At 52.2% G+C, this 5,848-nt stretch carries 5 protein-coding genes; 3 read left to right on the top strand and 2 right to left on the bottom strand.

Going from position 1 to position 5,848, the window contains the following annotated elements; genetic code table 11:
- The first annotated feature begins 143 nt into the window (after nt 1–143).
- Nucleotides 144–452: a hypothetical protein gene (locus tag ACTJLC_RS31555; protein WP_440846376.1), complete on the top strand. Its 309-nt coding sequence runs from the start codon at nt 144–146 to the stop codon at nt 450–452.
- 627 nt (nt 453–1,079) lie between these two features.
- On the opposite strand, the gene ACTJLC_RS31560 is transcribed toward ACTJLC_RS31555, so the two are convergent.
- Together ACTJLC_RS31560 and ACTJLC_RS31565 are read right to left on the bottom strand one after the other, a co-directional pair.
- Nucleotides 1,080–2,978, bottom strand: a complete 1,899-nt coding sequence (locus ACTJLC_RS31560; RefSeq protein WP_440846378.1) for an ATP-dependent nuclease — start codon at nt 2,976–2,978, stop codon at nt 1,080–1,082.
- A gap of 264 nt (nt 2,979–3,242) precedes the next feature.
- Nucleotides 3,243–4,277: an HNH endonuclease gene (locus ACTJLC_RS31565; protein WP_440846380.1), complete on the bottom strand. Its 1,035-nt coding sequence runs from the start codon at nt 4,275–4,277 to the stop codon at nt 3,243–3,245.
- Nucleotides 4,278–4,410: 133 nt separating this feature from the next.
- Between ACTJLC_RS31565 and ACTJLC_RS31570 the strand changes: the two genes are divergently transcribed.
- A complete protein-coding gene (locus ACTJLC_RS31570) occupies nt 4,411–5,046 on the top strand; it encodes a hypothetical protein (RefSeq protein ID WP_440846382.1) in 636 nt (211 codons plus the stop codon).
- A gap of 150 nt (nt 5,047–5,196) precedes the next feature.
- Nucleotides 5,197–5,781: an IS4/Tn5 family transposase DNA-binding protein gene (locus ACTJLC_RS31575; protein WP_440846384.1), complete on the top strand. Its 585-nt coding sequence runs from the start codon at nt 5,197–5,199 to the stop codon at nt 5,779–5,781.
- The last annotated feature ends 67 nt before the right edge of the window (nt 5,782–5,848 follow it).

A 5,848-nucleotide genomic window follows, 5' to 3' on the forward strand; every position in this document is an offset into this window, starting at 1 on the left:
TGAGTGCGTCCGTCGGGTTCTCTTCGTCATCTTCAAGGTTCCTTTGTCGGCATTATCGCCGCCTCAGGCCCCGAGCGTTTCACTTATCCGGCTGTCCGAATTTGCGCGGCCACCTCTAAATGGTGGTGGCGGCGGTCTCCCAAATGGACCCTTCCATCGAAGACATACCCGATACGATTGGGCGTCTGAACGAGCTTGAATTTCGAAGGCCGTACCGGAATCTGTTCGCACACTGGGCGGCGAAGCGCATTCGGGGACAAGACGCTCTCTACCTGATGTCACACGACGCGCGTGATGCGGAACAAGCAATGGTTGGGCCGATTGATCGTAGTCACGCTGGATTTGCAATTGTCTTGTTGCCGGATGTCCGTGGACTGGTGCAGCACATCGCTCAGTACGAAAGTTGGTTAGCGCAGAAGACCGCTGCGTGGTACGAAAGATATGGCGGTTGAAACGATCCACTGTGACCATACAATGGCGGTGACCATGCCGCTGATGGTGACCATACCTGACGGTCACCGTACCGCTGTGGTGACCATACAATGGCGGTGACCATGCCGCTGATGGTGACCATACCTGACGGTCACCGTACCGCTGTGGTGACCATACAATGGCGGTGACCATGCCGCTGATGGTGACCATACCTGACGGTCACCGTACCGCTGTGGTGACCATACAATGGCGGTGACCATGCCGCTGATGGTGACCATACAATGGCGGTGACCATGCCGCTGATGGTGACCATACAATGGCGGTGACCATGCCGCTGATGGTGACCATACAATGTCTGTGGCCATCCCACTGATGGTGAGCATACATTGGCGGTCACCGTACCGCTGATGGTGACCATACAATGACGGCGACCATCCCACTGATGGTGACCATACAATGACGGTGACCATGCCACTGATGGTGACCATACATTGGCGGTGACCATACCACTACTGGTGACCATCTCATTGGTCATGGCATAGCGTCGATGCATGCTGTTGCAACGATCGTGACCACGCCGTCGAGAGTGGTCACATGACCGATAGTGACCACTGTTTGTCGAAGTGATTTAATCGCTCACGTTTATTTTACGTTGTCTGTATGGACGCGAAAAGTTTGCGCAAGCAGTCTGGTATTAATGGCCGAATCTCGTCGATCACTTTCGTAACAATTTCTCGCTTTAAGTCTCCTTCCCGATGGAAACCCTTTAGCCCGTCAAAAATCGATTTAAGCAAGCCTTCAAGATCGTGGCCTTGCATCGTCATATACCAACTTGGTACACGAATGATGTTACCGCCGACGTAACGACACTCGATGCTGCCAGTTTCGGTCTGATTCGTGACCCGCTGTTGCACCTTATTCACGACAAAATCCGCAATTCCCTGCAATCGGTCATTATCGAATCGGCTGAAATCAGCATGTGTTTCGGTTTCGGCTAAATTCAGTTCAATGCGTGATACAAATCTTTCTCTGAAAAGAAGCGCGGCAATAAGAATCGGATCAAGTATATAATTTTCAATGCTATAGCGTGATCCTTCACCCAAAACCTTAACTCGATCAGTGCTGACGTTAACGCAGTCCCAATCGATTATGCCAAAAACTGTCCCATTCCCTGCGCTGTGCAACTTACTTACAACGTCTCGGACATGGGCACATCCACCATTTTTAGCGCCACCGGCTGCAATGAATGTCAGCGAAATCTCAGGCGTAAGTTGTGATTTTAGCTTCTCGTAAAATGCCTCATAGAATTCGGCATCGTAATGGCTTTCAGTAAAAACTTGGCGGCGATTTTCATAGTGCATGCTTAAAGATGGCACGCCTTCCATCAGGATGGAGAGTGCGCTGTCCTTCGATGTCTTTGCCAAGCGATTAATGTCGCCTTTTCGCATGGCGTACAACGATTCTTCAGGTGCTAACGCTACTGTCGAAGGAGAGTGTGTCGTTAAAATTACCTTAATCTTGTGTTGATCCACTAACACTGTCTCGATCGTTCGCAGCAACGACTGGGTCATTGATGGATGCAGCGGTGCATCTATTTCGTCGAACAATAACACTTGTGGATATTCGACGATCTGCCTTTTGTCTTTTGCGTAATATAGACATAACGCGAACGACATTAACACTTTCTCGCCGGAAGAGAGATCGTTGAACTTTACTCGAATACCAGTGATTTGATCTATGAGATTGGGTTCATACGGTCGCTCATCGAATTTGTCGGGCGCATTGATGCGGAAATTTAAATTTGCGGTTTCCAGAATTCCGTTAACAAAATTCCATGGAGCGACCCCATATCGCGATACGAATTCGTCGTCAGTAAATACCCGATAATTTTCACCCTGAGAATTGAGAAATTTCTTAAATTGATTTCTAGTGTGGTTCTCTTGGTATTCAGCAAACAGGCGGGCAAACGACTGTTGGAACATATCCACAGGTTGCCACGTCAGCGGGAAGTTGTCGTAAAAATCTTCTTCTTCGAACGCTGACAGCCGAAGTTGGGTTGATGCCCGCATTCCCGACAAAAGGCGTGAACGGTTTTGCGGGTCATGCTGTATAAATTGTTGGGTTAATGTCTGATCGACACTGTCGGCTATATTCTGAATTTGAAGAAGAATCGCCGTGGATTCAGACTCTGTGAATCCTTCTGCGCTTAACTTATCAGGTGTGAGCAAAGTCAGTTGTTTAACGCTGAATTTCGACAAAACCGGGTATTGGCCGCAAATCTGTTGTATCTGCGGTGACAGCGGTGCGGCAAGGGACGAGAATTGAGTCCAAATTTGTGATCGTTCTTGCTTGGCTTGAAATCCGGCAAACGATCCGCTGTCGTTCGGAACCATGTTCGACCAATCGAATCGCCGGATATTTCTGGTATGTGGGTTATGTGGCGCTTCTTCGATACGAAGGTTCCCCGCTTCAAGTGCCTGTAAAAAATGGCTCTTGCCAGCCCCATTCACTCCGGTCAACACAACAAAGTCAGGCAGTTCGACCATAGGGAATGACTTAATCGATTTGTGCGCAGAAGCGAAGCTTATTTTCATTTTGATAGGACGGTATGGAGCGATCAGACGACTGTGAACGTAGGCTGCGTTGGGCGACGAATCGCTGCACGATTTTACACATTCCTAAGCAGTGTTCGTGAAGCTGTGTATTAGACGGTGGCAGCCCGGTTCTCTACGGGTATGGCCCAAGCGAACCAATACGGCTCCGGTTCGCAAAGCGCCTTTTCCAGCCTTAATCGAATCCGGTTATGTGAGCTACTCAACAGGGATCGCCACTGGTACGGATTCACTAGATGCATTTTCGTGTACTTGCCGCAGTTGGAAAAACTCCCATCGGTCGGCCAACGCGGCCAGATCAGGGCCAGACGTGCCGTTCACGAAAAGCTGTATGCCGTCAAATGCTTCGTAGCCCGCTGCGCGCACGTCGCGATGCAACGCAACGGTCAGGGTTGACGGATTGATTGCCAAAAGATCGAGATCGAACAGGGTGTGCAGGTCACTTCTCAGCAACAGTCCGTTGTGCGCTCCGTTGTCATTCGTCTCGGCGTATGGCCGGATGTGCGCGGCTTCCACCAGTCCCGTAAATGCGCAACGACTTATCTGACAGGCCGCACCGTATCGGGCAATAAGCCGATTTCGAAATTTTGCCTGTCCACGTCGCTGGTTCACTTCCCGAAGGACCCGTCTTCGCGCTTCGATGACTGAGTGCGGTGGATCGGCGTCCGCAGCGTTATCCACGGTGTCGATGTCGATTTGGCGGACGAACTTTTTCAGCAACGAATTACAGTCGGTGTCATCTTTCAACCACGGTTCGATTCGCGCCAAGTCGATCTCTTTAATCGACATCTGGTCATTGGGCCGAATAACCGCGGCAGCCAACCGATCCAGCGTCAGCCCTGACGGCGCTGACCGGAACGTCTCACCGTAGTGCGCAGCGAATGTTTCAACCGTCACCTTCTCGCGCGCCGGTTCCACAAATTCATGCCGGTTCCGGCAGACCCACGGCGGTTCGATTGTCGTCCGACGCTTGATGTCGCTGACGGCACAGATCGGGCAACGCTGCCGCTCCTTCTCGCCCTTTTCGAGTTCGATGCCGGTGATTTGCGCGACTCCAAGCACGCCCAACGATGAACGAATGACGACCACATCGTTCTTCGAGACTTGTTGGTGATTGGCGACGAAACTATCGTACCGATAGACCTGTGACGGATCGTCCTGATAGCCAGTGTTGCCGCCGTATTGTCGGGCGCCATCAACGGCGAGTAGCGACCATGCGCGTGGATTGCTCATTGCTTTTTGCCTTCATTGTCCGAGGAACGATGGCACGTTTGTCGTGGTGTTAGGGTTGCGGCATGCAGCTATCGTATTATGCGGGACATCCAAACGGGGACCAGTACACGCCAATAACAAGGTGGAACCTGACATGCCGAACCTGAACATTTCTTCGGAAACAGCAGACACACTCTTCAACGCCTTCAATATTGCGCTGATAGTTGGTGCGATCATCGTTGCTGTAGCCACGATGGGCGCGATTTGGACCGGTAAGATTAGAGATCATTACTCGGACCTGCGCATAAGTAACAACGAAATGGAAACCGCACGGGCGGGTTCCGATGCCGCGCATGCCAACCAAGCGGCTGCCGTGGCGAACAAAGCCGCTGCGGAAGCGTCCTTGCACGCGGCGCAAGTCGAAAAACAAAACATCGAGCTTCGCGAGAAGTTTGCGAATCGGCGAATCACGGCGAAACAGCACGCGGAATTGGTTGCGATTTTGACGAAGCATCCCAACAGTTTCAACATGGAAGCGATGGGTGATCCTGAGTCGGGAATGTACGCCGCTGACATCTTAAAGACGTTCACCGATGCAGGGTGGGTCGTAGATAAGAAGGAGTTCCCCTTGGGCGTCATATGGACCGGCCTGATCCTCTATCAAACTGATGATCCAGCAGCGATTGAAATGGCGAAGGCTTTACACGATGCGGGCATCCCTTTCAGTATTGGAGATCAGCGCAAAGATAAGGCAACGATCATGGTGGGCGGGAAGCCGCCAGTGTTCTGAAGTGCGCTTCCGGTAGCCGAGTGAGCTTCCCGGATGTCCGAAATCGACCGTATTCGCACTCCCCAAGATAGGCATGTACGGAAAGTAGTTGTAAACGTATCGGACACCCTTGTAATTACCCACTTCTTTCGCGAATCCTGGTAACCTGGCGTGCGTCACGACGAGCGTGCGAGAAGAATGGCCGGGAAACGACAGGTAGAAGATCGGGCGTGGTTTGAGCGGGAGCTTGAAGGAAGCGAATTCCAGGACGCGCGGTTACATAAGCGGTTTGGAATGCTGCTGGAGCAACTGTGGAAGGGCATGGGGCAGACCATTCCACTTGCCTGCCAGGACTGGGCCAATACCAAGGCAGCCTATCGTTTCATGGACAATGATCGCGTCAGTGAACAAGACATTCTGAGTGGACATTTCCAGGCAACTGCCCAGCGTTTTTCCTCGACCGATGGACCGGTTCTTGTCCTTCAGGACACCACCACGTTTTCGTACGAAAGGGAACGTCCCGAGCTCATCGGTTACGCAAGCAACACGCTGACCGCAGCCGGGAGATACGGTCGCGACAAGGCAGGCTCGCAGTGCGGCATCCTGATGCATTCAAGTCTCGCGGTGACGCCGCAAGGCCTGCCGCTCGGGCTGGCGGCCATCAAGTTCTGGAGCCGCAAGGAGTTCAAGGACACTGCGACCAGGGTAAGCGACTCGGCCCGACCGTTTCCCGATGCTGATTTTTCCAAAGCATGATGGGCGCGTTTAGATTGACGGAGCCAGTCAGCCATGTCGAACGCAGGGGCGCGAGCCCATCCCCATC

It is taken from the genome of Paraburkholderia sp. 22099 (assembly GCF_052045835.1).
GTDB lineage: Bacteria > Pseudomonadota > Gammaproteobacteria > Burkholderiales > Burkholderiaceae > Paraburkholderia > Paraburkholderia terricola.